Below are 25,644 nucleotides of genomic sequence, written 5' to 3'. Positions count from 1 at the left end.
GTTGTTTTGCATATAATACTAAGTTTACGATCCTAGTATTATACTCATTAATTTATGTTAGTTATTCCTTTCATTCACAGAAGATATAACATTTATTGGAAATGAATTGTCGTTAAGCGTTACTGAGTTTTGCACCGACTTCAGTGATCAACCGTCTTAACCAGATATGCCCAGCGTCATGTTGCAGTAAGGCACTCCAAGCCATTTTTAATGCTATTGGGGGAATATCAAACGGTGGAGCAAGTATGTCAACTTGGGGATCATTCTGGTAAATATTGGCGGCTCTTGTTGGTAGAGTTGCGATTAAGTTTTGTGCTTTGGCTAGCTGTAAGGCAACGTGATAGTGCCGAGTAAACACCCGTATATCACGTTTTTTGCCTATTTTTGTCAACTCAGCATCTACCCAACCTAATTTCTGTACTTCATTTGGATCGATTCCTACACCCACACCAAAACCGGTTTTACTTACCCAAATATGTTTGCTAGTTAAATACTGTTCGAGATCAAAGTTTTTGGTAATAGGGTTATCGCTACTTACAACACAAGAGAAAGTGTCATACCAGACTACTTTTTGATGAAACGAAAGAGGCAATTCATCAAATCGATTGATCGCCATATCTACTTTACCTTGCTCTACATCGTGAAAAGTCACATCGCTAGGAGTGATCAGGTCAAGCGTGACATTGGGTGCTTGATGATTTAATCGCTCAATGACTTCCATTAATAAGGTTGACTCTGCGTAATCGCTGGCCATTATCCTAAATGTGCGCTCGCTTTCCAACGGACTAAAGTCTGTTTCTGGCTGAATAGTGGTTTCAAGTTTAGAAAGCACATCTCTAATAATAGGTTTCAATTCTAAGGCGCGTTTAGTTGGGGTCATGCCGTCACTGGTACGTACCAAGAGAGGATCGGCGAATAAGTCTCTTAACCTTCTAAGACCATTACTCATTGCGGGCTGAGTGATACTAAGTTGGTTTGCCGCTTTAGTGACACTGCCTTCTCTTAGTAATACATCTAAATAAACTAATAAGTTTAAATCTACCTTGGCAATATTCATGGTTGTTATCTCATTGTAAAAACTGATTTCATTGTAGAATATTATCAGTATTAATTATCTATTCCAGATATTAGGTTATTATTTAAAAACAGTAACTTAATCTTTTCGTAAAGGCAGGTTGTGAGTTGTGTGACTTATTTGATTTAGTATTAATATTGATGATCTGAATGATATTGATAGCTTGTAGCCTAGGCTACAAGCTATCAAATAACGCTACTAACAGACGCTTCTTATTCTGAGTAGGAGTGACTTAGTTAGCGTCAAATTGATTCATAGTATTGTCTTCTCCCGAAGCTTTTAGGGCTTGGTCGCCAGAGAAGTATTCCTTATGATCATCACCCATATTCGAGCCTGCCATGGCTTGGTGTTTAACGCATGCTAGGCCTTGTCTAATTTCTTTACGTTGTACGCCCTTCACATAGGCCAGCATACCTTGGTCACCAAAGTAACCTTTGGCAAGATTATCAGTAGATAACGCTGCAGTATGGTAGGTAGGTAAAGTAATAAGGTGATGGAAAATTCCGGCTTCACGAGCGGCATCTGCCTGGAATGTTTTAATTTTTTCATCCGCTTCAAGGGCCAATTCTGACTCATCGTAAGTGACTGACATCAATTCATCACGTACATATTGGCTAGTATCTTTACCTGCTTCTGTCCATGCATCAAATATTTGCTGGCGGAAGTTTAAGGTCCAGTTGAATGACGGAGAATTATTATACACAAGCTTGGCATTGGGGATTTCGTTTCTGATGGCTCTAACCATATCGCCGATTTGACCCACGTGTGGTTTTTCGGTTTCAATCCACAGTAAGTCAGCGCCATTTTGCAATGAGGTGATGCAGTCAAGTACCACGCGATCAAAGCCAGTATTTTCTTGAAACTTATATAACCCGTTTGGTAAGCGTACCGGTTTAACTAACTTACCGTTTTGTTTAAGTACAGAATCGCCTTCAGCTAGATCATCGACTGATGTCACCTCGCTGGCATCAAGAAAAGCGTTGTACTGAGCCGCTAAATCGCCTGGGCTTTGTGATACAGGTATTTTTTGGGTAAGGCCTGCACCTAATGAATCAGTACGAGCAACGATTACGCCTTCTTCCACACCTAACTCTAAAAATGCGTAACGCACTGCGTTAATTTTTGCCAAAAAGTCTTCATGTGGTACTGTCACTTTACCATCCTGATGGCCACATTGCTTAGCGTCAGATACTTGGTTTTCTATTTGAATACAACAAGCCCCGGCTTCGATCAGTTTCTTCGCCAATAGATAGGTGGCTTCTTCGTTACCAAAGCCCGCATCGATATCGGCAATAATAGGCACTACATGGGTTTGGTAATTATCAATTGAGGCTTGAATACCTGATGTATCTTGGCCATTTTGTTTGGCTTCATCTAATTGCCTAAATAGATCGCCTAGTTCACGGGCATCAGCCTGACGTAAAAAGGTGTATAGCTCTTCAATCAGTGCCGCAACCGAAGTTTTTTCGTGCATAGATTGGTCAGGCAATGGGCCAAACTCGGAGCGTAGTGCGGCTACCATCCATCCTGATAGATACAAGTAGCTTTTATCCGTGGTGCCTTGATGTTTTTTTACCGCCAACATTTTTTGTTGACCAATAAAGCCGTGCCAGCAGCCTAATGACTGGGTGTATTGGCTTGAATCAGCATCATAGTCTTGCATATCTTTACGCATGATACCTGCTGTATACCTAGCAATATCAAGTCCCGTTTTAAAGCGATTTTGCGCTTTCATTCGTGCGGCATAATCTGGATTGATTGCATTCCATGCCCCAGCTTTAGCTGCTCTAAGTTTTGCAAATTGGTTAACATCATTTTGATATTGAGACATTTGAGTATTCCTATAACTGTATGGTAAAAAATTAAGCAACCGATAAAGTGTAGTGGGTTGCTGTTGGTGACCATCCTATATAGGTCATGGATATATTTGAAATCTATATAAAGTATTCTCATCATAAGTATTGTGAATGTTGATAAGGTGTTGTTTGTACTTATCGACAAAATTGTTTTGAAGTCGCTACTATTGAGCGTGCCAGCAGGTGTATTATGTAACTAGGCGGTAGCCAAAACATTAAAAGAGAGTTTGTATGTCAGAATTAATGTCGTCAATTGATCAACGCACTAAGCTTGTAGGTGAAAACAGACTAGAATTACTGATGTTTAAATTGGGCTCTAGACATATTTTTGCTCTAAATGTGTTTAAGATCAGAGAGGTAATTACTGTGCCTGTCATGAATCAAATGCCTGGCTCTCATCAGCACCTATCAGGTGTAACAAACTACAGAGGAAAATCTATCCCTATTATTGATCTTCGTTCGGCCATTAAAATGTCTATCAATCAAGAGCAGTACCAGCCAGCGAATGTGATTATCACAGAATATAATAGAAGTGTTCAGGGGTTTTTAATTGGAGAAGTGATCCGTATTGTGAATACCTCTTGGAGTGACATTCAACCACCACCTAGTACCGTAGGTAAAAATAATTATTTAACCGCCATTACTCAGATTGAGATTGAAGACAGAAACGAGTTGGTTGAAATTATTGATGTTGAAAAAGTACTGGCTGAAATTGTTGAGTACGATACGACTATTTCTGAAGAGGTATTAGATAATAGTGTGACGAGTCATCTGGTTGGTAAGAAGGTACTGATTGTGGATGATTCAGCCACTGCGCGCTGGCAAATACGAGAAACGTTGAGTCAATTGGGGCTAGAAATCATTGAAGTAAATGATGGGTTAAAAGCATTAAAGCTATTAAAAAGCTGGGCTGAAGCAGGTAAGATCGTCACAGATGAAATTTTAATGATGTTCACCGATGCAGAAATGCCTGAAATGGATGGCTATAGATTGACCTCAGAAGTGCGACAAGATCCTCGTATGAGCGATTTATTTGTGGCATTAAATACATCCTTAAGTGGTAGCTTTAATGAGGCCATGGTTGAAAAAGTAGGCTGTAATCGCTTTATTTCAAAGTTTCAACCTGACCTATTGGTGGACGTTGTACAGCAACGGATGCGCCAAATACTAGACGCTGGTAATTGAATTATCTAAAATTTCGCGTTTCATTTTTTGTTCATATAAACAAACTATATTGGGGTGATGTTAAGTAACTCCAACTATTTTTATTCACATATTCAACCTCGGAGACCAGATGAAGCAACTTACGACTCCTTTATTGGCGGCATTATTATTAACAGCACAAAGCCAGTTTGCAATGGCAGCGAAGACACCTAAAAATGTCATTATGATTGTGGGTGATGGCATGGGCCCATCTTATACAACGGCTTATCGTATGTACGCTGATGATCCTAGTACCCATGAAGTGGAACAGACTGTATTCGACAGATTATTGGTTGGCATGGCTAGCACGCATCCAGATAGAGACACGGGTTATGTGACTGATTCGGCCGCCAGTGCCACAGCTTTATCAACAGCGACTAAAACTTACAATGGCGCTATAGCGGTTGACGCTCATAAAAAGCCTGTACAAACCCTAATTGAACTTGCTAAAAGGCGTGGCTTAAAAACCGGTGTGGCCGTTACTTCGCAGATTAACCATGCGACACCAGCGAGCTTTGGTGCGCATAATGAAAGTCGCCATAATTACAATCAAATAGCCGATAGTTATTTTGATGAAAAAATTCAAGGGCAATTCGTTTTAGACGTGATGTTAGGGGGGGGATGGAAATATTTTATTCGTGAAGATCGTAATTTGGTCGAGCAGTTTAAAGCTGCAGGTTATCAATATGTCGATAAATTAGCCCAACTTAACACTGTGAAAGCGGGCACACCATTATTAGGTTTATTTGCAGATAAAGGCATGCCTTGGGCGTTAGAGAGTACAGACAAATTGCGGTTGCCTACACTGTCTAAAGCAGCCATTCGCCAGTTAGAAAACGATCAAGGGTACTTTTTATTAATAGAAGCAAGCCAAGTTGATTGGGCTGGACACGGCAATGATATCGCCTCTGCTATGGCTGAAATGCATGATCTTGCCGTTACGTTAGAATGGCTAGAGCAATACCTAGAACAAAACCCTGACACTCTTATGGTTGCCACGGCCGACCACAGTACCGGTGGCCTAAGTATTGGTGCTAGAGGTAACTATAGTTGGAAACCTGATTGGTTGAAAAATTTAAAAACTTCACCAGAGGCCATCAGTTCACAATTGGTCTTGGCTAAAGACAAAGGGGCATTGGCCTCTGAGTTATTAGGGTTTGAACTGAACCAGTCAGAAATTGCCAGTATTGAAGGTATCGATTCCAAACAGTCTAGACCTTTTCTTAAAGCAATTTTTAACATTCTGGATAATCGTTCCGATACAGGTTGGACGACTGAAGGTCATACAGGGGTAGACGTGCAAATTTTTGCTAAAGGGGCAGGAAGTGAACGTTTTCGCGGGCATATGGACAACATCGAAATAGCTCATACTATCTTTGAAATATTAAACCCTAAGAAATAAAGGCTTATGTTGCCCGGATAACTTTTGTTATCCGGGCATTATTATCGTTTAAATATCAGCCAAAAAATGTTCTAGATCTTCACCTGTTAGTTTTTTTATTTGTGAAAAAATGTACCACAAGGCTGCTATTAACATTAGCATGCTTGGGATCACAATCACTGGGTAACTTAAGGCTGTCATACGTCCCAACTCTTCAGTGTATTCTGGGGTACCTGGAGGACTAACTAAGATCAACTTCGCCAAAATATAGTTGAGCGCTGCCGACAAGAAAAACGATCCCGCAACAATATACGAGCTTACCGCCATTTTTTTCTCAAATTCACTACTAGTACCAGAATTTTCTAAGGATTGATTCAGATTTTGCCAATTGATGATTTGCTCACTTAGCACAAAGACTTTTAATAAGGGTTTGCTGGTTTTTTGGGTAATAAGCACTGCAATACCAATAATAGCGGGAATAGTGGCTTCTTTAATGGCAATGTACTCAGCCGGTAGTTCAAGCAAACTAATACCGCCTGTTAAAAATACACTGACAATACCCAGCACTGAAAATGGGTTTATCTTGGCTGTCTGTTTAAGATCCCAAATGCCATAACCAATAGGAAAAATTAACGCCGCCACAATACTCCACGCTGGACCTAGATATTCTTCGGTACTTAGATTGGTTAAAATCAGTACCGGAATGACGATATTAAAGGCTAAGTTTCCTAGAAGGCCTGACTGTTTTTGTGGTGTAGGATTGGACATTAATTACCTATTATTCTGCATTAGATGGCTTGGGCATTATATTCGGATTCTGGGTTCAGCGCGAAGGTTTTGCCCAAAATTTTGCTGCGGTTAACCCTGAGATAAATCCAAACAAGTGCGATTCCCAAGAAACAAAAGGGCTAGAAGGTAAAATACCAAAGATTAGCCCGCCGTAAAAAAATGCGACGAGTACCGCAATAATAATCAGTTTAAATTTACCACTTAAGAACCCCGCCAACATTAGATAACCAAAATAGCCATAAATGATGCCACTAACACCTATATGTGTGGCAGGCCTTGCGAATAACCATACTAGTAACCCAGAAATTAACAGGATCCAAATGGTGACTTGCACATAACGTTTTAGACCATATTGCAGTAGCAAATAGCTAAAGATACATAGGGGAATAATATTAGAAAAATAATGTTGTACACTGCCATGTACAAAGGGCCCCAAAATAATGCCTTTGAGGCCAGGCACATAGCGAGGAATAGTACCCAATTGGCTCAGCATACGTCCAGTGAACAAATTGATGATTTCTATCACACTAAACACGACGAAAATGCCAAGCACTAAACGAAAATGTTGATTGTAGTTTAAAGGCTTAATGATGGAATTCATAAGGTCAATAATGGGTTGTTGGAATTGATAGCCAAAGTGTGACGGATAAACTTCACATTAGTCATGTCAAATTGTCACAAAATAATATGGGGTAAATAACGCGAGCCATCTTGAGTAATAGCCGAAGCGTCTTCCCTTACAGAAATGCCAGCCGCTTGATTGTTTACCAACCATGAGCCTATTAAAGTATGGTTATCACCAAACTGCGGCAGGGGCGAATAGGCTTGATAAATAAACCCTTCTTCACCATAAGGCCCATCTGCATGTAGCACGGTTTTACCATTCTCAATCACACTGATATTGGCTCCTTCACGGGAGAAAATAGGCTTTTTAACCAGTTTACTCTCTTGTGCCTTAGCCAACTCATCTTCGAAATAAGCGGGCAGTAAGTTGGGATGTTTGGGAAATAATTTCCAAAGCATAGGCATCAATGCCTTATTGGATAAAATTGACTTCCATATTGGCTCTAGCCAATTAACTTGGGCCTTTCCAATAGCCTGCCCAAACTCTTCTCGTTGCATAAACTCCCAGGGATAAAGCTTAAATAACGTTTGAATTTTATTATTTTGTAAATCACTAAAGCTGCCACATTCTGCTAAACCAATATCTTCAATAAACACAAAGTCATCACCTAAACCGGCCTCTTTGGCGCAGTCTTGTAAATATTGCACTGTACCGCGATCTTCATCAGTATCTTGGCAGCAAGCAAAGTGCATTTGATTGATATTGTAATGTTTGGCTATGGCAGCGAGTCGATGTACCAGCTTTTCTTGCAGTGAGTTAAATTGGTCGGCTTGCTTGGCAATTTTACCGGCATTAACTTGCTCTTCTAACCATAGCCATTGCCAAAATCCAGACTCATATAAAGAGGTAGGGGTATCGGCATTGTTCTCGTATAGCTTGGCAGGGCCTTTGCCGTGGTAGGCAAAATCTAGTCGAGAGTACAGGCTAGGTTCTTGGGTGTTCCATGAGTCAGAGACTTGTTGCCAAAATACTGGTGGAATCTGAAATTTTTCTAGCAACTCTTGAGAGTTTGCGACTTTATCTACCACCTGCAAACACATCTGATGAATTTCTTCGGTGGGGGCTTCTAGGTCTTGTTCAATTTGTTGCAGCGAAAATTGATAATAAGCCGACTCATCCCAGTATGGTTCACCGTACATAGTATGAAACTTAAAACCAAATTCGGCGGCTTTCCTTTTCCAGTTAGCGCGTTCTGGAACTGAAACTCTTAACATGGTGTGTGCTTTTTTATTAAGCCTTTAGCGCCGGGGTTAACCACCCCAGCCACCTCTTTTAGAGCTGCTTCCCCAACTCGATTTAGCACGTACACTGCTGCCAAAGCCTCCCCGGCTTATGGTTTTAGTTACAGTAGGTTTGGGTTTGAATGATTTCTCATTAACCCTTAAGGTTCTTCGGCGATTGTCACCAAAATCGTAACCATCGGCTCCTATCCACCTATTTCTGTAAGAGGAATGTCTTGAATATGAGGTGAACATCGGCTGGGAGTAATACCCTCTAGGCGACATGATATTGCTTAACATATAGCCAGCCATAAATGGCATAAAAAATGAGCCAGATTGGCTTCTAGTACATTGGTTTGGACCAAATTCAGACTCACAATCTCTTTGCGTGTTGTATTTGGGGCCAGTGCGTTCAGCCTCTTTTAAGGCGTCCTCGTAGGCCGCTTTACATTGAGCAGCATATTCAGGGTTGGCGTTAGTGCAGTCACTTACATTGACGAACACTTGAGCTTCTTGTTGGTCACCACATGCTGAAAGAAAAATAGCTGCAATACCTAAGGCCAGTGGTTTAACACTGAAACTCTTACGCATGGCACTAAGATTGATTGATTGTGAACGTTTTGTTTTATTGGATTGCATTTGGCTCTCCTAATAACTCATACAAGCGGCATTTAGCAGACCTACCGAAATAGACACCGCAGCTAAAATTGTGCCTGCAGATATTTCATTTTTATCGATACGATCGGCAATTTTAGGCATAAAGGTAAAGCGTAACAATGCAAAGGCTAAGGATTGCGCTATGATGGCCACAACACCCCACACCACAAAATCAATTAAAAACTCTGAATTCGCTACGGCGCCCGCTAAGGCAAGGCTAAAGCCTATCATTGCGCCACCAAAACCTATGGCTGCCGCTTGGTTTTTATGCACTTTAACCAATGCCCATTCATCATGAGGAGTAACAAAGGCATATACCACTTTAAACACAAACAATAATAAAATTGAAACGGCAAAATACAGTGCAAAGTTACCTAAGCCTGAAATTGAATTTAATACTGCGTCCATAATTTATCCTTTTATTCTAAGTGAACAATAAACGTTAACCGTTTATTGTTATATCTGCTTGCCCAATATTAAAACCAGTGCTGATAACTAAGCAACGGTCGAAATTGTTATTCACTAACTTTTCTTCGGCGGTAACCATTAATGTTTCGGTTTCATCATCTGCAAGATGACGTTCATATAACATTACAAATTGGTCGGTTTCGCTGGTGTCGCCGTCTTCTTCATAGGTTTTTTCTGTCATAGCAACGGGCGGAGACTCTTCACCTACTGCATCCCACACTCGCTGATACTCTGCGCTTTCTAGTTGATACTTAGGCTTAGAAACACCGGTTGCGACTGTTTGTTTCCATTGGGCTTCAGATCCAATGGTTTTGGTTTCATAAAAATACCATAACTTCACATCTGTGATATGACTTTCTGTGTCGCCACCGTCTAATACAACTTGTAAAAAAGCATCGTCATCGGTGTAAAAACGTAAAATTTTTCCGCCCGTATCTAAATGTACTTCACCTACGGCTTGGATCAGGTGTTGGCTGGCGGCTTTTTCAATCATCAATTCTGGTTCTATAAGGCGTAGTTTTAGGGGATCGAGCTCAAACGAGCCACCTAAGTATAACCCCATAATCTCAGGGGCCTTAGGTTTGGTTTGGGTGTCTTTTTTTCCAAATAATTTGCTAAACATATTTTGGCCTATAAGTTTTCGACAAAATCATCCCACTGAAACTTGATAATTCTCTCATCGGCAATGTAAAAAATCTTATCTCCGGGGGAAAGTATCGCATCCAAGGCAGGGTTGACTTGAATATTCAAAGCGTCACCCGCCTTGACCATACCAATTAGGGTTGCACGATACTTACGTTTTAGGATCTCGAAAATATTTTCAATTTTCACGGGCGGCACATGGGCAGGAATTTTGACCGAATATTGGGCCTGGCCATGGTTAATATCTAACAGATCGTGGTGCAATAAACTTGAACCAGGATCGAAGGCCGATTTGGCGAGCATTTCCACAGCTACACTGGGTGTACACTCTACATTTGGACAGTGTTTTTGTAATAAACCCACTAGGCTTTCATCGTTAAAATAGGCCACCATTTGTGCATTTGGATTACGTTGGCTGCAATATAAAGCCGTGGTCATTGTAAGGTCATCTTCGGGATTATCCATTAAGACAACTCGCGCTGTATCAACACAGGCTCTGTCCATATCAGCATCTTTACTGAAGGTAGTTACTTTTACAAATTCAATTTGATTAGGTAGTGGATTAACAATATCGGCCCTTACACACAACACTATGGTGGGATCATCTTCGATAGAGGCGCGCTCTCTGATCAACAATTCCAATAAACGAATAGTGCGGTGGCCGTTCCAGCCCAACACCAAAATATGGTCTTTAACGTCTAAACTTTTCAAACCTCTTGCTCCTTTGTGCCATTGATTCGATACCCAAGTTGCCACACGTCCTAATACTAGGGCAAAAATACTTAGACCAAGTGGGATAATGTAAAAGGATACTAAGTACTTGCCGGCAGTCGTGCTTGGAGATAGATCGCCATACCCTACTGTTGAGCCTGTGACGACCAACCAATAAATAAAATTTTCAGATTGAGTTAAGGCAGTTTCATCTGCAAGGTTTAATAGTAACCAGCTAGTAAGCCCATAAAAAAGAAGCGCCAGTACAATAGTGTACCAGCGCATCTCGGCAAAAATTCGAATAAACATTTTGCGTAATTTAATAAACATCATTAGTTTTATTTCACTTTACTAGCCAATGAATTATTTGCCTAAAATACGGCTAAGTTCGTCATCTGCCGAAGTATTACCACCGGCTATACCTGCCTCAGCAAGACGCTTGCTCAAATCATCACTCGATTCTTCAGTCGCCAATTCTTCCGCTGCTTGTAGTTCAGCATTACGTAAGTTTTGTTTGTCTTGGATACGTGACAAAGACTCGGTTGCGGTTTTCATTTTGCTATTTGCACCTAAATGACGTGATGAAACTGCCACTTGGGCTTTTTGTACTGACTCAGTCGCCTTTACCATATCCACCTGTTGTTCTAAGCGCTTTAAGTTGGATTTTGCTTGGCCAATATTGCTAGCGAGTTGCTTTTCAGATTGTTTAAACTGATCAAGATACTTCTGTTCGCCATCTTGTTCGGCCCGTAAATCACTCACTTTTTGCGCGCAATCTAAGGCTAATTGACGATCTGTGTCTACCGCTTTGCGAGCATGGGCTTCGTATTGTTCGATAGAAGCTTGCAAGCTATCTACTTTCTGCTGGGCGAGTTTACACTTAGCCAGTATTTGCGTTCTTGCATGATCCGATTTGCGTAGTTCATCTTTGGCTTCGCGGATCTCTTGCTCAAGAATACGAATGGCCTGACTGTCGGCTACAGACTGCGCCGCTTCAGTTGCTCCGCCTTTTACAGCAGTGACTAATTTTCTCCAAACTGACATATTCTTTCTCCTAATTAATACTTTAACTGTTATTGCAAATGATCTTCATAAGCATCTAAAAATGCTTCGACATTTTGGAACAGAGTAGTTAGTTCTATCATTACACTCTCTGCTTTTGATTGTGAACTTAATGATCCAAAAGCTGTGTAATACTCTTCACCCGCTACTTGGGATATGCCCACAGTAGTGAGAGGGAATATCATGTGTGTTTTCAATATTTCTTCATTTAACACAGCGCAATCTTTGACTTCAGTCTTGGCAAATAATAACGATTCAACCAAAATCTGTTCGCCACTAATGGCTAACCAGGCATCGATTCCGTCACTATTGGCAACTAATAAACAATTTTCTTCTTTAGTCACAACCAAATCGTGGCTGTCTACTAAAAGGGTCTCAAGTTGGTTAAGATCCCAAGTCATGGCTTCTCTCCTGTAGGGCTAATGACTAAACTGTAATTCAAAGATGTTAGTCATCAGTGATATTACGTGACACAGTGTAGTCAAGTTAAAGTTATTAAGTCAACTTATATTTTCAACATTTGATATTTATATGTTTTAAATGTAAATTATAATTCACGTTTGGTTAATTGGTAAAGCTTAGCAATATGTCCGAAAATAATGATAGAGCAACAAACAATACAGTACCATCCCTAGCCGCTGATTGGCGACAACTTGTTCAGCGCTTGCTTAAAGCTGAAATGTCTAAACGTGGCACTAAGTATCAAGATCTCAGTGATAGGCTAGCAAATATAGGCATACATCAAAGCGCAGACAACTTAAGAAATAAAGTGAATAAGGGAATAATGGGGGCGGATTTGTTGTTACAAATCATGTATGTACTGAATATGCGTAAGATTGAGCGAGACGAAATCACTGAGATTTTTGCTGATCTTGGTAGTCCACTCGAATAAATTTCAGGCAAAAAAAAGCCCGGAATCAACAAACCGGGCAGAAAACAGTCTCTGGGAGATAACGTCAATAAATAACTGTGCAGTAATCATAGTGCTGTGGAATTTTTGTGCAATACAATTAGGGTATGCAGGCTCGGTTCAGGGTATGTAAAAATATACTTAAAACGCTTTTTTATAAAAATTAGTTGCTTCGTTATTACTCGTGGTTAATTGTTGCTTTGAATTGGTATACCATGCGCCGCAAATAATGTTGAGACCACTATGAAATTATCTGACTTCCATTTCGATCTACCCGAAGCACTTATTGCTCGATACCCTACTGAAAAACGTAGCAGTAGCCGTTTAATGCAGCTCGATGGCAATAGTGGTGCTATTGCTCACCGGCAGTTTACAGATGTTGTTGATTTGATAAATGAAGGTGACTTACTCATTTTTAACAATACTCGGGTGATCCCAGCAAGGCTACTAGGCCAAAAGGAATCGGGCGGTAAAGTCGAAGTATTAATTGAACGGGTGTTAGACGAGCACCGAGTCCTGGCCCACGTAAGAGCCAGTAAATCTCCGAAAGTTGGCACTAAGCTCATTCTCGAAGGCTCTGTACAAGCAGAAATGATGGCACGGCACGATGCTCTGTTTGAGCTAAAATTCTTAAATAAAGAAACAGTGCTTTCCCTGCTTGAACAATTTGGGCATATGCCATTGCCACCTTATATCGACAGGCCAGACGAAGCCTCAGATAAAGAACGTTATCAAACTGTGTATAACCAAATACCCGGTGCTGTGGCCGCACCTACCGCTGGATTGCATTTTGACGAGAGTATTTTACAGCAGCTTAGAGAGAAAGGTGTCAATAGTGCTTTTGTTACCTTACATGTTGGCGCAGGCACATTTCAGCCGGTGCGGGTTGAGAATGTCCTTGAACATCAAATGCATTCGGAGTATGCCGAAGTGCCACAACAAGTCGTTGATGCCATTGTAGCCACCAAAGCCGCAGGTAAACGGGTGATAGCAGTTGGTACTACTTCGGTACGATCCATAGAATCCGCCGCTCAAGCCTCACGTAAAGAGGGTACTGGATTAAAGCCGTTTTTAGCGGATACCGATATTTTTATCTACCCAGGTTACGAGTTTCAATTAGTAGACGCCATGCTCACTAACTTTCACCTTTCTGAGTCTACCTTGCTTATGCTAGTCAGCGCATTTTGCGGTAAAGAGAATATTGAAAATGCTTATCAACAAGCAATTGCACATGAGTATCGGTTTTTTAGTTATGGTGATGCGATGTTTTTGCAGAAGAATAATGTCTGAATGATTATAAAACATGCAAGTTGAAGCATAAAAACAAACAATAAAGTGACAACTTTGAAGTCTAACGGGGTGTAGTATGTATAGCCAACCTACTGGTTGGCTATACTGAGATCAAATAAATATTTGCTAGAAATCTTTATTGTGTTTTGCGGCGTTGTAGTCTTAAACCCAACAATGCAGACGCTAGTAAAACAAAGGTTGTGGGCTCAGGTACATCTGTTACATTTTTTGGCTCTAGATCGTACTGTAGTAATCCTTTTTGTCCAAAATCAAATACAACATTATCTAATAATCCTGTAAATCCATCAGCCCAACCAGAACCGGTACCAATCTTTATTCCTAGAATTTGTTCATTGGCATAATCCACATTGGCAAAACTATAGAAATCATCATCTGCATAGTTTGTATCGAACAATTGTTCAAGTGAAGGGGAGTTATAACCTCCAAAGTTTCCACCCGCTGAATCATAAATAGCGAGTGAGTTTTCAGCGCCATCGGTTGACCAAGTATTCCACTGATTAGCCGGAGCATTGATGTTATCAGCATATCTAGGATCGAAAGTTACTCGTTGTCCATACCAGCCCGCACCATCACTGATATCGTTCGCTGTGGTATAAATTTGGATGTAAAAATCATTTGCTTCACCTGCAACTGACTTAAAGGTATCGAAAGACAGTGACGACAAATCCCCTAATAGGTATTCAGCTGAAGTCTGATCAGTGTCAAAATAGAAATAAAGCTCAGAAGAACTACCAGCTATTCCAAGAGTTTGAGAGGACCAAGCACCATTTCCAAGTGGAGCTGTTGGGTCGTTCACCGATATTAACCCTGTTCCAACAGTAGGGTCGTCTAATACTATTGGAGAAGCACTTACTGTACTAACAAATGAACAAAGTGCGATAAATTTCACAAGTTTACTTTTTAAAAACATAATATTCCTTTTAAATATTGGTAATTGAAAACAATTGTAAATTAAGCAATAAGTGTACCACCTTCAGTGAGCCTAATGTTTTATTGCTTTCAGGCGAAAAATCAACAATCTATTACAAAGGATTTGTAAAATATTCTGACACTTTGCCTGTGGTGAGGTTTATCCGTCTTTATTAGCTGCACTTATTTTTAAGGCAACATTAATGCTTTGTCGGCTGACTCCCATTGGAAAAATTACCCACACAGGGGCCAACACTAAAGAAATAGCCTAGTTCAGAATCATCTTGTTGCACCAATAAAATAGAATTTTCATCTATGGGCAAACTGCGTTGTTCATCTGGTTTTTTGCAGGCTGACTTTGGATAAGTTTCAAAATGATAAATGAAGCCAGCAATGAGTTTGTCTATCCATTTTATTTGGTTGTCTTGGTCAATTGACAAAATGAAAGGTGTATTACTAAGTGTTGCCGGCAGATTTTCTGATTCTGACTCCTCAATTACCAAAGGAGGATTATCACCACTTGTTTGCTCTTCATTGCCGATTTTCTTAATAAATGCAATGGACTGCTCAAACAATTCAATTTGTTTTGCATAGGGCAAGGCGATATACAACAGCGACATAATCACATAAGGGATTAAGATAATCCTAAGTATCATGGTAATGAAGACAAAAGATTTATCTTCCCAGTGAACTTTAATTTTAACCCTTATTAAGCGCAGTAAAATGCCAATTACTAGCCATAAATTACCTACTATTAGTGCCACAGAGAAAAACACTATGGAGCTTAATAGCATCCAAAATGGCAACATAATCAAGGTAACAAACCCCAATGTAAAAATAAAAGGTTGGGGTTCAATGCCCGTAATCACATTAATTTTGAGTGCCGAAACGGCTAAGGCGAAGTTAGCAGTGGCAGCATATAAAACCAAAATTAAGCCTTTACCTAACATGTGCTCCCACACTCGATTAAATACATGCCAAAGCTCTCTAATTAGTCCTAGAGCTGCGATAGCGCCGACCAATAATACTTCCGAGGTTTGCTCGATACTTTGCTCTTGTTGCATCAGTAACAATAAGCCCGCTGCAAGGTACATCCACTGTGAAAGAGTCAGTAAGGATAATTTCTTACGCACAGCTGTAATCATTGTGGTGGGCACCAACCCTGTTATTCTCTGAAAGATCCCATTGGGTTTGGTTTTAGATATTTCTTCTTTGTTTTCAAAGTTTTGTAGAAGTTTGTCAGACAAGAGTGAGCGCCCTTGGTAGATGTATTATTGGTTAGATTGACACCAATATAATGGATTTTATCTCACTATGTTAGCGGATTTTTGGACTGATAATATTGTTAACTGGCTACTGAATCCAGTGGTATCGCAAGCCTTCTGAGTGAGTCATTCGCTTTGAGGGTTTACATAAAGCTCAAATAAGCCCCGATAAATTTTCAAACCTTTGGCTGATTCGTATATAATCCCGCATCGTTTTTAAGCATGGCTTGCTAATCATGTGCTGCCTTTAAGTATTTTAGCGTGGTAAAACTTGAGAAATTTAGCAAACCCATTTCGCCATCGGACTGTTTTCCGGTAAGCAGAGATAAAATAATGAAATTTGAATTAGATAATACAGACGGTAAAGCTCGCCGTGGCCGCTTGATTTTTGACCGTGGCGTGGTAGAAACTCCGGCTTTTATGCCAGTGGGTACCTACGGCACAGTTAAAGGGATGACGCCTGAAGAACTTGACGAAACTGGTGCACATATTTGCCTAGGTAATACTTTTCATCTCATGTTACGTCCGGGTACCGAAATCATCAAACAACACGGTGATTTGCATGATTTTATGCATTGGCAAAAACCCATTCTTACGGATTCTGGTGGTTTTCAGGTATTTAGCCTAGGTGATTTGCGTAAAATCACCGAAAAAGGCGTGACTTTCCGTTCACCAATTAACGGTGAAAAAATCCTGCTTACACCAGAAAAATCCATGCAAGTGCAGCGCGATCTCGGCTCAGACATTGTAATGATTTTTGATGAATGTACACCTTATCCCGCTACTGAAAGCGAAGCGCGTGTGTCCATGGAATTGTCACTGCGTTGGGCCAAGCGCAGTAAAGCAGAACATGGTGATAACCCATCAGCCCTGTTTGGTATTATTCAAGGTGGTATGTATGAAGAGCTGCGAGATGTCTCTTTAGCTGGCCTTGAAGATATAGGCTTTGATGGTTACGCCATAGGCGGCTTATCAGTAGGCGAGCCAAAAGAAGAAATGATCAAAGTGCTTGATCATACCACAGACAAAATACCTGCGGATAAGCCCCGATACTTGATGGGAGTGGGTAAACCAGAAGATATAGTCGAAGCAGTACGTCGTGGTATTGATATGTTTGATTGCGTGATGCCAACCCGTAATGCCAGAAACGGCCACATGTTTATTAGCAGTGGTGTGGTCAAAATTCGCAATGCGGTACACAAAACAGATACTGGCCCACTTGATGAAAAATGTGATTGTTACACTTGTAAAAACTATTCTCGGTCATATCTACATCACTTGGACAAATGCAATGAGATACTCGGCGCGCGCTTAAACACTATTCATAACTTACGTTATTACCAAAGAGTTATGCAGGGATTGCGTGATGCTATTGCAGCGAATGAATTAGATGCTTTTGTTGACGAATTCTATACACAGAAAAACATGCCAATACCACAGCTATAAAACGCAGGGTATGACAAACTAAAATTTATAAAAATTAGGGGAAATTATGAGCTTATTTATATCTAATGCCTACGCGCAAGAAGCGGGTGGCGCTGCAGGTGGCGGTTTTGAAATGTTGATCATGCTAGGTGTTTTCGGTTTGATTTTTTATTTCATGCTTTATCGCCCACAAGCAAAGCGTGTTAAAGATCACAAAGACTTAGTGACTTCACTCAGTAAAGGTGACGAAGTGCTGACTCAAGGTGGCATGGTAGGCAAAATTGTTAAAGTTACTGATGAGAAAGACTTTATCGAAATTGCTTTGAATGACAGTACCAACATCGTTATTCAAAAATCAGCGGTTTCAGCGGTACTGCCTAAAGGTACTATGAAAGCCATCTAATTCAGAGATGGCAAATAGGGGCGTTAACGCCCCTTTTTATTGAAAGAACGGAAGGAAATTTTTGTGCTAAATCAAACTCCGCTATGGAAGTACATTTTGGTGATCTTTGTGGTCGGCCTATGTGCTCTATATGCCTCTCCTAACTTGTATGGTGAAGATCATGCTGTACAAATATCTGCAGGTAAAAATGCAGTGGTTAACGCAGCTGTTGTCGAAAAAGTGACAGCTGAATTAGCGGCAGCCAACATCACCAGTAAAAGTATTGTATTAGAAAACGAGCAGATCCTTATCCGTTTGAACAACTCTGATACTCAGTTGGTTGCCCGTGAAAAAATCGAGAAAGTCTTAGGTGATGATTATTTTGTGGCCATGAATTTGGCTCCCGATACACCCAAGTGGTTAGAGAATCTGGGTGGAACACCCATGAAACTTGGCTTGGATCTACGGGGCGGCGTGCACTTTCTTATGGAAGTAGATATGAAATCTGCTTTGTCTAAAACCTTACAGGATATGGTGGGTGACTTTCGTGGTGCATTACGTACCGAAGGAATTCGATATCGTACAGTAAAACTATTGGATGAAGGCATTGCCCTTTATTTTCGAGATCAAGAAACCTTAGATAAAGCCGAGTTTTTCCTTAAAAACCGCAATCGTGATTTTGTGTTTGTTGAGAAACAAGACTTAGTGCTATTTGCCACCATGTCTGAGCAAAAACTCACTGAAACACGAGATTACGCAGTCAAACAAAATATCACTATTATTCGTAACCGCGTAAACCAATTAGGTGTTGCTGAGCCTACAGTACAAAAACAAGGGCCAGATAGAATAGTTGTGCAACTGCCAGGTATTCAAGACACGGCTAAAGCCAAAGAAATCCTGAATGCCACCGCTACCTTAGAATATCGAGAAGTCGACCTTGATAACGATGTGCGCGATGCCATAAACGGCCGAGTACCAGCTGGTTCTGAGTTATTACCCTACGAAAAAGGCGGTCCGCAATTACTCAAGAAAAAAATCATAGTAAAAGGTAGCTCTATTATCGATGCCAACAGTGGAGTGGATCAATATGGTATGCCAAAGGTATCTATATCACTTGATTCAAAAGGTGGAGCTAAGATGCTTAACTTCACCAAACGAGCGGTAGGTAAACCTATGGCAGTGGTCTTTATTGAATACAAAGCCACAGGTGAACGAGATGCTGATGACAAGTTAATTTTCGAAGCAGAAAGGCGTGTTATCAGTGTAGCCACTATCAATGGCGTATTTAGCAACCAGTTTGAAACCACAGGTTTAGACTCACCACAAGAGGCCTACGACTTAGCGTTATTATTGAGAGCCGGTGCCTTGATTGCACCTATTCAAATTATTGAAGAACGTACTGTGGGGCCAAGCTTAGGGCAAGAGAATATCGACTTAGGCACCCAAGCCATTATTTGGGGCTTTGTTGCTGTGCTTATCTTTATGCTGATTTATTACAAAAAATTCGGCTTTATCGCGAATATTGCTTTGACCCTGAACTTGGTAATGATTATTGGCATAATGTCGTTGATCCCAGGAGCCACTCTCACCCTACCTGGTATGGCAGGTATAGTCTTAACTGTAGGTATGGCAGTGGACGCTAACGTACTGATATTTGAACGAATACGCGAAGAAATTAAAGACGGTCGTAGCCCACAGCAGGCTATACATCATGGCTATGATAGTGCCTTTTCTACTATATTAGATGCAAACATCACCACCTTCTTAGTGGGCCTGATCTTGTTTGCCGTAGGAACTGGGCCGATAAAAGGTTTCTCTATTACTTTGATGATAGGGATTGTCACCTCAATGTTCACGGCTATCATTGTGACACGAGCAATCGTTAATGCATGGTGGGGCGGTAAACGTCTGACCAAGTTGTCAATTTAGGAGCGCCAACATGCAAATATTAAATATGAAACAAACCATCAACTTTATGTCGCTCAGAAAGCCTGCTGCCATATTGTCGATATTATTAGTATTGGGGTCGCTTACGTCTTTAGCCGTTAACCAATTGAATTGGGGATTGGATTTTACTGGCGGTACTCAAATTGAAGTCGGTTATGGTCAAGTTGCCAATTTAGAACAAATTCGAGCCCAGCTAGAAACTTCTGATTTTAAAGATGCAGTGGTACAAAATTTTGGTAGTAGTCAAGATGTACTGATCCGCTTAGCTTCACGTGAAGGTGTGAAACCTGCAGAATTAGGAGACGCAGCATTAAAGGTACTTAAAGAGGCAGACAGTAGCGCTGAAATGCGTGGGAGTTCATATGTCAGTTCAAGTGTAGGTGATGAGCTTACTGAGCAAGGTGGACTGGCTATGTTGGTGGCCTTAATTTGTATTCTTATTTATGTAGCTTTGCGTTTTGAGTGGCGTTTTGCTTTGGGGTCGGTAGCGGCGTTAACCCATGACGTGATCCTTACTTTGGGACTCTTCTCGATACTAGGTTTAGAGTTTGATTTGACTGTATTAGCTGCGGTACTTGCGGTAATAGGTTATTCACTGAACGATACTATAGTAGTGTGCGATCGTATTCGAGAAAACTTCCGTAAAATACGTAAAGGTGAATCGGAAGAAATTATTAATGTGTCTCTTACGCAAACCTTAAACCGGACGATAGTCACCTCTTTGACCACTATTTTAGTGTTGCTTGCCTTGTTCTTTTTAGGTGGCGCGACTATCCATGGATTTGCTACAGCCTTATTGTTCGGTGTGGTAATAGGTACCTATTCTTCAATCTATGTTGCTAGTCTAGTGGCCTTAACATTAGGTATTAGCAAAGAAGATTTAATGCCAACAGAAATTGAAAAAGAAGGCGCCGATCAAGACGCTGTAATGTAAACAACCAACAAAGTTGGATCCCAAAATCACAGATGATACAGAAATAGCCACTCTGTTATCATCTGTGTGATGCCACCTAAGTGCTATTATCCCTTTCTAAAAACACAACTTAACACCAGTTTTATTCCATAATGTATCCGTGAATAGGGTATATTTTGTGGCGCCAAGTTTTCAATGCTAATACATCAGGATATATCTATGAACAGCTCGTTTGGGCATTACATATCACTTGCTCTAACGGTATGCGCGTGCTTTTTGTTTTTTGCTTGCAGTTCGTCCGGTAAATTTAACGCTATAAGCTCCTCGGTCCAAACCAATCAGCATATTGAAATTATAAAAAGTCCTAGCGATAGCCGTCAGTACGCATCCATAGTGTTAGAGAATCAATTGGAGCTGGTGCTTGTCTCCGATCCTAGTAAAGAGAAGTCCACTATCGCCTTAAGTGTGGCTGCGGGGTCATTTCAAGAGCCCAAAGAATTTGCCGGTCTAGCCCATTATTTAGAGCATATGCTTTTACTTGGTACCAAACGTTTTCCAAAAGCTGGTGCCTACAACGAATTTGCCATTCTAAATGGTGGTTTTCAAAATGCTTATACGCAGCTCAATCATACAAATTATATGTTGACGGTGAACAATGCTGCCTTTGACGAAGGCTTGTCGCGCTTTAGTGACCTATTTTACCAAGCGCTATTCGATGAAACATATGCAGACAAAGAACGACAGTCTGTGCATTCAGAGTGGAGTATGCAGGGCTTAAATGATGGGGTTATCTTAGAGCAGCTTAATGGCTCTACACTCAACCCTGCCCACCCTGTGTCGCGCTTTAGTTGGGGCAACTTAGATACTTTAGTCGACAAGCAAGATAACAAACTGCACCGGGCTTTAGTGGCTATGTACCAACACTATTACTCTGCAAATCTAATGAAAGCAACCATGATCAGCAATTTGCCTCTTGATGAAATGAAAATACTGGCTAAGCAGCACTTTGCCAAAATTCCCAATAGACATACCTCAAAACCCCAAATCAGCGCACCAGTGGCAACGGCTGAGCAGTTAAATAAAGTAATCCACTATGTACCACAGGCAAATATGAAGCAGCTACGTTTAAGCTTCGTAATTGATACTAATACCGAGCAATTTGCAGTTAAGCCTAACGCTTATATAAGCTACCTATTAGATAATGAAATGCCAGGTACTTTGGCCGCAGTTTTAAGGGATGCCGGTTTAAGTGAGGCTGTCTATTCTGGTTTTGATGCTGATCAGTATGGCAATGCAGGTAGCTTTACCTTGTATATTGATTTAACCGAAAGGGGGAGACAAAATCGCGATAAAGTCATGGCGGCGACGCTGAAGTATTTAGCCTTGTTACGTGATCAAGGTGTGAACGCCCAATACTTTTCTGAAATCAAACAGTCTCTTAGTAATAGTTTTCGTTTTAAGGAGAAAACCAAGGACTTCGAGTACGCCGTGCAGATTGCGACCAACTTACATTATACTCCGGTTGAATTTGTATTAAGCTGTGCTTACCAATACCAAAATTTTGATCCTGATGCCATTCATGACGTTTTAGCGCAGTTAACACTAAGTAATGCGCGGGTGTTTTATATAGATAAAAAGCAGCCCTTCGATAGTAAAATGCAATATTTTGAAGGGCAATATAAGCTAAATGATATAACCCCGAGTATGCGTCAGACCTGGCAAGACTTATCGGCTCAGTTTACGCTAAATCTGCCGAACGAAAATCGCTTGATGCCGCAACGCTTTAACATAATTGAGCCTGTTTATACCCAAAAACCCGAACTGCTCGTCAACGAGAAAGGCTTTAACGTGCACCTGGGGCATTCTGCGTTATTTAAACAACCTAAAGGCATCATTATTCTCGAGCTAAACAGTAAATTGCCCAAAGCCAGCGCCAAACATCAAATTATAGCTGAGCTGTTAGGCCGCGCTATCGGTCAACAATTCATTGAACTACAAACAGAAGCCAATGTGGCTGGAATGAGCCTTAATCTCAGCATATCGAATGGCTTAGTGTTAACCATAAGTGGCTTTACAGACAAACAACAAGAGTTATTAGCAGCTGCCTATAAACTAATCGAAAACTTTACCATTGATGACAATGAGCTCAACAGTCTAAAACTAAGCTTACGCTCGTCAATCAAAGACAGAGCTCGCCAAGATTTATCGTCGCAATTGTGGCAGAAACTAAATCAAGTGATCTACTTAGATGAATATAGCGCGCCAGCATTGTTGGAAGAGATTGCCTCAACTACAGCCGAACAAGTAATGCAATTTCGTCAGCAATTACTAGAACAAAATAATCTAAGAGTTTTGGCATTTGGCAATTATTCCGCCGAACAAGCAAAAGATTTGGCCGGCTTAGTCAAAGGGAGCGCTTCTAATGCGTATCCTGCTGCTGATCTATATCACTCCGCCATAATCCCCGCCGCGCCACAGCAATTTTATATCTGGCAACAAGACAGCAAAATGCATGATGTAGGTCTGATTGATGCTTACCTAGTGCCGTCGACTTGGGAAGATCTTGGCACAGCTCGGTTATTATCCAAACTTATTCATCCGGCATTATTGACTCAAATTAGAACCGATGAACAACTGGCATACAATGTTAGCTTTGGAGGCGAAACATTAGAACATCATATGTTGCTGGCCTTCGAAATTCAGTCTCCCGCTAAGGATTTGTCTGAAATACATAAGCGTATTGCGTTGTTTCGAAAAGAGTTTGCTCAAAAATTAACGCTGATCACCGCGAAAGAATTTGCCAGTTTAAAGCAGGGCATATTGGTTTCTTTGATGCAAAAACCTAGCAACTTATCAGAAGAAGTAGTTAATTTTATTGAAGATTGGGGTTATCAAAGGTGGAGTTTTACCAGTAAACAGGAGTTGATTGCGGCAATTGAAAAAAGCACATTGCAAGATGTGATTAACCTGTACCAGCGCCTACAAAGTAATGGGCACTTCACTAGAGTGTTAATCCAAATGCGCGGTACAAAATTTGCTGATAAGGCATTTATCGAACCAAAAGGCGCAATAAAGATTACCGATGTTGACAACTTTCATTAGAAATCTAGCCTATAGGATGAATTGGTATTAATCGCTAGATACAAAAAAGGCGAGCCGATGCTCGCCTTAAAAAGTGCAAGTCAATTTATTTTAAATGCTTCACTAATGCCTGAACCACTTTAGCACTACCGGCAACAATCTCACCTTTATGCATAGGGTCGTTACCGCCAGAAAAGTCTGTGACCAGTCCACCTGATTCTCTTACAAGTAATTCACCCGCTGCGATATCCCAAGGTTTAATACCACGCTCCCAATAACCGTCATAACGGCCTGCGGCAACGTATGCTAAATCTAATGCAGCAGAACCGCTACGACGAATGTCGCCAGCTTGCATAAAGACTTTATTAAAACTTTGTTGATACTGAGACAAGTTATCTTTGTTTTTAAACGGGAAAGAGGTAGCTAGGATAGTTTGGCCGAGTTCTTTGGCTTTACTGGCGCGGATCCGAAAACCATTAAGTTGTGCGCCGGCACCTTTGCTGGCAGTGAACAACTCACCACGAATAGGGTCGAAAACAACGCCTTGATCTAAACGGCCTTTGTGCATAAGGGCAATAGATACGGCAAAGTGGGGGATGCCTTTGATAAAATTGGTGGTGCCATCAAGCGGGTCGATTATCCATTTAAAATCGTTGTCGCCTTCAACTATACCGCCTTCTTCACCTACAAAACTGTGTTCAGGGTAAGACTGTTTTATCTTGTAAATTATCGCCTGTTCGGCTTCCTTATCGACACTTGTGACGTAATCGTTGTCGCCTTTTGCTTCAATTTGCATGTCGGTTTGATTTTCAAACCCTTTAGCAATGATGTTGCCGGCCGAGCGCGCAGCACGGATCGCTATATTCAGCATAGGATGCATAGTTAACCACCAATTTTAAAAGAACATTAAAGATAGCCCAGAAAATTCATATTGTATTTTGCTGAACAAAAAATCGCCGCGCAGTTTACCAAAGCAGTGGAATTAAGCAATCAGAATATTTCAAGCAACGGATTGTATGCTATTATCCGCGCCCTAAAATTACTCAGCTAAATAAAAGATACCGCTAACATGTTAGAAAATATTCGCGTTGTATTGGTTAATACCTCTCACACAGGCAATATCGGCTCTGCCGCAAGAGCAATGAAAACCATGGGCTTGAGCCAGTTGGTTTTGGTTGATCCGGTTTCAGCACCCGATGGTAAATCCAGCGCCTTAGCAGCCGGGGCAGGGGATGTATTAGCCAATGCCAAAACCGTGAGTACTCTGGCAGAAGCAGTAGCAGATTGTGGTTTAGTGATTGGCACCAGCGCCCGTTCCCGTACCTTATCTTGGCCAATGTTAGAGCCCAGAGGATGCGGTGAAAAGTTGATTAGTGAAGTGCCTAATTATCCTGTTGCTTTGGTATTTGGCCGCGAGAATAATGGCTTGAGCAATGATGAATTACAGCAATGCCATTTTCATGTATGTATTCCAGCCAATCCAGATTATAGCTCTTTAAACCTTGCCGCTGCGGTGCAAACCTTATGTTATGAAGTGCGGATGGCCTATCTAAACTTAACTCGCGGTCAGTTTCCAGAAAACCAACCTGAAGATACTGAGTACCCTTTATCCGAAGATCTCGAAGGTTTTTATCGTCATTTGGAACAAACCCTTCTAAAAACGAATTTCATCATTGCTAAACATCCCGGTATGGTAATGACTAAATTACGCCGTTTATTTAATCGCGCGCGCCCTGAAGCCGCAGAGCTAAATATATTGCGGGGTATTTTAGGCTCCATTGAAAAAGTTATTAAAAATAAACAGTCATAAAC

24 protein-coding genes are annotated in these 25,644 nt (G+C 40.9%); 10 read left to right on the top strand and 14 right to left on the bottom strand.

Going from position 1 to position 25,644, the window contains the following annotated elements; translation table 11 throughout:
• Positions 1 to 112: 112 nt before the first annotated feature.
• Positions 113 to 1,057 (bottom strand): LysR family transcriptional regulator, encoded by a 945-nt coding sequence (locus Q0688_RS05425; protein ID WP_299073954.1) that lies wholly within the window; start codon positions 1,055 to 1,057, stop codon positions 113 to 115.
• Positions 1,058 to 1,307: 250 nt separating this feature from the next.
• On the bottom strand, positions 1,308 to 2,906 hold the full coding sequence (locus Q0688_RS05420; protein ID WP_299073952.1) for an isocitrate lyase: 1,599 nt from the start codon (positions 2,904 to 2,906) through the stop codon (positions 1,308 to 1,310).
• Between the two features lie 256 nt (positions 2,907 to 3,162).
• Between Q0688_RS05420 and Q0688_RS05415 the strand changes: the two genes are divergently transcribed.
• Together Q0688_RS05415 and Q0688_RS05410 are read left to right on the top strand one after the other, a co-directional pair.
• Entirely contained in the window at positions 3,163 to 4,116 is a 954-nt protein-coding gene (locus Q0688_RS05415) for a chemotaxis protein CheV (protein WP_299073950.1), read from the top strand.
• 109 nt (positions 4,117 to 4,225) lie between these two features.
• Positions 4,226 to 5,536: an alkaline phosphatase gene (locus Q0688_RS05410; RefSeq protein ID WP_299073949.1), complete on the top strand. Its 1,311-nt coding sequence runs from the start codon at positions 4,226 to 4,228 to the stop codon at positions 5,534 to 5,536.
• Between the two features lie 48 nt (positions 5,537 to 5,584).
• On the opposite strand, the gene Q0688_RS05405 is transcribed toward Q0688_RS05410, so the two are convergent.
• From Q0688_RS05405 to Q0688_RS05365, 9 genes are all read right to left on the bottom strand, one after another.
• Positions 5,585 to 6,283 (bottom strand): VC0807 family protein, encoded by a 699-nt coding sequence (locus tag Q0688_RS05405; RefSeq protein ID WP_299073947.1) that lies wholly within the window; start codon positions 6,281 to 6,283, stop codon positions 5,585 to 5,587.
• A 55-nt stretch (positions 6,284 to 6,338) separates the two neighbouring features.
• Positions 6,339 to 6,905 (bottom strand): rhomboid family intramembrane serine protease, encoded by a 567-nt coding sequence (locus Q0688_RS05400; protein ID WP_299073946.1) that lies wholly within the window; start codon positions 6,903 to 6,905, stop codon positions 6,339 to 6,341.
• A gap of 74 nt (positions 6,906 to 6,979) precedes the next feature.
• On the bottom strand, positions 6,980 to 8,143 hold the full coding sequence (locus Q0688_RS05395) for a glutathionylspermidine synthase family protein (RefSeq protein ID WP_299073944.1): 1,164 nt from the start codon (positions 8,141 to 8,143) through the stop codon (positions 6,980 to 6,982).
• 36 nt (positions 8,144 to 8,179) lie between these two features.
• Positions 8,180 to 8,788: a DUF1190 family protein gene (locus Q0688_RS05390; RefSeq protein WP_299073943.1), complete on the bottom strand. Its 609-nt coding sequence runs from the start codon at positions 8,786 to 8,788 to the stop codon at positions 8,180 to 8,182.
• Between the two features lie 9 nt (positions 8,789 to 8,797).
• A complete protein-coding gene (locus tag Q0688_RS05385; protein WP_299073940.1) occupies positions 8,798 to 9,214 on the bottom strand; it encodes a DUF350 domain-containing protein in 417 nt (138 codons plus the stop codon).
• 34 nt (positions 9,215 to 9,248) lie between these two features.
• Complete coding sequence (locus tag Q0688_RS05380) at positions 9,249 to 9,896, bottom strand: YjfK family protein (RefSeq protein ID WP_299073939.1); 648 nt, start codon at positions 9,894 to 9,896, stop codon at positions 9,249 to 9,251.
• Between the two features lie 8 nt (positions 9,897 to 9,904).
• The gene (locus Q0688_RS05375; RefSeq protein WP_299074215.1) at positions 9,905 to 10,957 is read right to left on the bottom strand and encodes an ion channel; all 1,053 of its coding nucleotides are present in this window, start codon (positions 10,955 to 10,957) and stop codon (positions 9,905 to 9,907) included.
• A 33-nt stretch (positions 10,958 to 10,990) separates the two neighbouring features.
• Positions 10,991 to 11,671 carry a PspA/IM30 family protein gene (locus tag Q0688_RS05370; RefSeq protein WP_299073937.1) on the bottom strand — a complete coding sequence of 227 codons (681 nt, stop codon included), beginning with the start codon at positions 11,669 to 11,671 and terminating at the stop codon, positions 10,991 to 10,993.
• A gap of 29 nt (positions 11,672 to 11,700) precedes the next feature.
• Positions 11,701 to 12,090 carry a YjfI family protein gene (locus Q0688_RS05365; protein WP_299073935.1) on the bottom strand — a complete coding sequence of 130 codons (390 nt, stop codon included), beginning with the start codon at positions 12,088 to 12,090 and terminating at the stop codon, positions 11,701 to 11,703.
• Positions 12,091 to 12,275: 185 nt separating this feature from the next.
• Between Q0688_RS05365 and Q0688_RS05360 the strand changes: the two genes are divergently transcribed.
• Both Q0688_RS05360 and queA read left to right on the top strand, forming a co-directional pair.
• Complete coding sequence (locus Q0688_RS05360; RefSeq protein ID WP_299073933.1) at positions 12,276 to 12,581, top strand: DUF6471 domain-containing protein; 306 nt, start codon at positions 12,276 to 12,278, stop codon at positions 12,579 to 12,581.
• 261 nt (positions 12,582 to 12,842) lie between these two features.
• Positions 12,843 to 13,889, top strand: coding sequence for a tRNA preQ1(34) S-adenosylmethionine ribosyltransferase-isomerase QueA (queA, locus tag Q0688_RS05355; RefSeq protein ID WP_299073931.1), 1,047 nt, complete (start codon positions 12,843 to 12,845; stop codon positions 13,887 to 13,889).
• A gap of 136 nt (positions 13,890 to 14,025) precedes the next feature.
• Here the strand turns inward: queA and Q0688_RS05350 are convergent, their stop codons facing one another.
• Both Q0688_RS05350 and Q0688_RS05345 read right to left on the bottom strand, forming a co-directional pair.
• On the bottom strand, positions 14,026 to 14,820 hold the full coding sequence (locus Q0688_RS05350) for a PEP-CTERM sorting domain-containing protein (RefSeq protein ID WP_299073930.1): 795 nt from the start codon (positions 14,818 to 14,820) through the stop codon (positions 14,026 to 14,028).
• A 199-nt stretch (positions 14,821 to 15,019) separates the two neighbouring features.
• Positions 15,020 to 16,066, bottom strand: coding sequence for a hypothetical protein (locus Q0688_RS05345; protein WP_299073928.1), 1,047 nt, complete (start codon positions 16,064 to 16,066; stop codon positions 15,020 to 15,022).
• A 351-nt stretch (positions 16,067 to 16,417) separates the two neighbouring features.
• On the opposite strand from Q0688_RS05345, the gene tgt reads away from it, so the two are divergent.
• From tgt to Q0688_RS05320, 5 genes are all read left to right on the top strand, one after another.
• Positions 16,418 to 17,530 carry a tRNA guanosine(34) transglycosylase Tgt gene (tgt, locus tag Q0688_RS05340; RefSeq protein ID WP_299073926.1) on the top strand — a complete coding sequence of 371 codons (1,113 nt, stop codon included), beginning with the start codon at positions 16,418 to 16,420 and terminating at the stop codon, positions 17,528 to 17,530.
• 46 nt (positions 17,531 to 17,576) lie between these two features.
• Positions 17,577 to 17,912, top strand: a complete 336-nt coding sequence (gene yajC / locus Q0688_RS05335; protein ID WP_299073924.1) for a preprotein translocase subunit YajC — start codon at positions 17,577 to 17,579, stop codon at positions 17,910 to 17,912.
• Positions 17,913 to 17,975: 63 nt separating this feature from the next.
• Positions 17,976 to 19,820: a protein translocase subunit SecD gene (gene secD, locus Q0688_RS05330; RefSeq protein WP_299073922.1), complete on the top strand. Its 1,845-nt coding sequence runs from the start codon at positions 17,976 to 17,978 to the stop codon at positions 19,818 to 19,820.
• A gap of 10 nt (positions 19,821 to 19,830) precedes the next feature.
• Complete coding sequence (gene secF, locus Q0688_RS05325; RefSeq protein ID WP_299073920.1) at positions 19,831 to 20,772, top strand: protein translocase subunit SecF; 942 nt, start codon at positions 19,831 to 19,833, stop codon at positions 20,770 to 20,772.
• 198 nt (positions 20,773 to 20,970) lie between these two features.
• Positions 20,971 to 23,853, top strand: a complete 2,883-nt coding sequence (locus Q0688_RS05320) for an insulinase family protein (RefSeq protein ID WP_299073918.1) — start codon at positions 20,971 to 20,973, stop codon at positions 23,851 to 23,853.
• Positions 23,854 to 23,938: 85 nt separating this feature from the next.
• On the opposite strand, the gene suhB is transcribed toward Q0688_RS05320, so the two are convergent.
• On the bottom strand, positions 23,939 to 24,712 hold the full coding sequence (suhB, locus tag Q0688_RS05315) for an inositol-1-monophosphatase (protein ID WP_299073916.1): 774 nt from the start codon (positions 24,710 to 24,712) through the stop codon (positions 23,939 to 23,941).
• Between the two features lie 189 nt (positions 24,713 to 24,901).
• On the opposite strand from suhB, the gene trmJ reads away from it, so the two are divergent.
• The gene (gene trmJ, locus Q0688_RS05310) at positions 24,902 to 25,642 is read left to right on the top strand and encodes a tRNA (cytosine(32)/uridine(32)-2'-O)-methyltransferase TrmJ (protein ID WP_299073914.1); all 741 of its coding nucleotides are present in this window, start codon (positions 24,902 to 24,904) and stop codon (positions 25,640 to 25,642) included.
• Positions 25,643 to 25,644 lie beyond the last annotated feature (2 nt).

It is taken from the genome of uncultured Paraglaciecola sp., from assembly GCF_937123705.1.
In the GTDB taxonomy this organism is placed as follows: Bacteria; Pseudomonadota; Gammaproteobacteria; order Enterobacterales; family Alteromonadaceae; genus Paraglaciecola.
The sequence above is the reverse complement of the archived record's forward strand: the minus strand, read 5'-3'. Positions and strand labels throughout refer to the sequence as shown.

Bases quoted from the DNA above. Each gene is read 5' to 3' on its own strand.
- Q0688_RS05385 (WP_299073940.1), bottom strand. From the start codon at position 9,214: ATGGACGCAGTATTAAATTCAATTTCAGGCTTAGGTAACTTTGCACTG.
- queA (WP_299073931.1), top strand. From the start codon at position 12,843: ATGAAATTATCTGACTTCCATTTCGATCTACCCGAAGCACTTATTGCT.
- Q0688_RS05400 (WP_299073946.1), bottom strand. From the start codon at position 6,905: ATGAATTCCATCATTAAGCCTTTAAACTACAATCAACATTTTCGTTTA.
- tgt (WP_299073926.1), top strand. From the start codon at position 16,418: ATGAAATTTGAATTAGATAATACAGACGGTAAAGCTCGCCGTGGCCGC.
- yajC (WP_299073924.1), top strand. From the start codon at position 17,577: ATGAGCTTATTTATATCTAATGCCTACGCGCAAGAAGCGGGTGGCGCT.
- Q0688_RS05390 (WP_299073943.1), bottom strand. From the start codon at position 8,788: ATGCAATCCAATAAAACAAAACGTTCACAATCAATCAATCTTAGTGCC.
- Q0688_RS05425 (WP_299073954.1), bottom strand. From the start codon at position 1,057: ATGAATATTGCCAAGGTAGATTTAAACTTATTAGTTTATTTAGATGTA.
- Q0688_RS05395 (WP_299073944.1), bottom strand. From the start codon at position 8,143: ATGTTAAGAGTTTCAGTTCCAGAACGCGCTAACTGGAAAAGGAAAGCC.
- Q0688_RS05405 (WP_299073947.1), bottom strand. From the start codon at position 6,283: ATGTCCAATCCTACACCACAAAAACAGTCAGGCCTTCTAGGAAACTTA.
- Q0688_RS05365 (WP_299073935.1), bottom strand. From the start codon at position 12,090: ATGACTTGGGATCTTAACCAACTTGAGACCCTTTTAGTAGACAGCCAC.
- Q0688_RS05380 (WP_299073939.1), bottom strand. From the start codon at position 9,896: ATGTTTAGCAAATTATTTGGAAAAAAAGACACCCAAACCAAACCTAAG.
- Q0688_RS05410 (WP_299073949.1), top strand. From the start codon at position 4,226: ATGAAGCAACTTACGACTCCTTTATTGGCGGCATTATTATTAACAGCA.
- Q0688_RS05350 (WP_299073930.1), bottom strand. From the start codon at position 14,820: ATGTTTTTAAAAAGTAAACTTGTGAAATTTATCGCACTTTGTTCATTT.
- secF (WP_299073920.1), top strand. From the start codon at position 19,831: ATGCAAATATTAAATATGAAACAAACCATCAACTTTATGTCGCTCAGA.
- Q0688_RS05420 (WP_299073952.1), bottom strand. From the start codon at position 2,906: ATGTCTCAATATCAAAATGATGTTAACCAATTTGCAAAACTTAGAGCA.
- Q0688_RS05415 (WP_299073950.1), top strand. From the start codon at position 3,163: ATGTCAGAATTAATGTCGTCAATTGATCAACGCACTAAGCTTGTAGGT.
- Q0688_RS05360 (WP_299073933.1), top strand. From the start codon at position 12,276: ATGTCCGAAAATAATGATAGAGCAACAAACAATACAGTACCATCCCTA.
- trmJ (WP_299073914.1), top strand. From the start codon at position 24,902: ATGTTAGAAAATATTCGCGTTGTATTGGTTAATACCTCTCACACAGGC.
- Q0688_RS05375 (WP_299074215.1), bottom strand. From the start codon at position 10,957: ATGTTTATTAAATTACGCAAAATGTTTATTCGAATTTTTGCCGAGATG.
- suhB (WP_299073916.1), bottom strand. From the start codon at position 24,712: ATGCATCCTATGCTGAATATAGCGATCCGTGCTGCGCGCTCGGCCGGC.
- Q0688_RS05320 (WP_299073918.1), top strand. From the start codon at position 20,971: ATGAACAGCTCGTTTGGGCATTACATATCACTTGCTCTAACGGTATGC.
- Q0688_RS05370 (WP_299073937.1), bottom strand. From the start codon at position 11,671: ATGTCAGTTTGGAGAAAATTAGTCACTGCTGTAAAAGGCGGAGCAACT.